The organism is Paenibacillus sp. SER-28 (genome assembly GCF_052906305.1).
This window is the reverse complement of record NZ_JBRECM010000102.1, coordinates 1-233: the sequence shown is the minus strand read 5'-3', so window position 1 is coordinate 233 and position 233 is coordinate 1. Positions and strand designations below refer to the sequence as shown.

The 233-nt window shown below is 62.7% G+C and carries 1 protein-coding gene; it reads right to left on the bottom strand.

Translation table 11 applies throughout. The features are described from left to right. Positions 1–233, bottom strand: a 233-nt coding sequence (locus ACUYLD_RS25825; RefSeq protein WP_446676256.1) for an adenylosuccinate synthetase, incomplete at both ends; no start/stop codon positions are given.

Below are 233 nucleotides of genomic sequence, written 5' to 3'. Positions count from 1 at the left end.
AGCTCACGGTGCAAAGACAGGATCAGGCAGGCATTCTCCGCCACCCGAAGGGTCTCCGGCGTGATCGACACGCCCTGCGCCGACACCCGCTCGATCTCCGCGATCAGGGCATGCGGGTCGATGACCACGCCATTGCCGATCACCGAAAGCTTGCCGCGGACGATACCCGACGGCAGCAGCGACAATTTATAGGTGACGCCGTCAATGACCAGCGTATGTCCGGCATTGTGGCC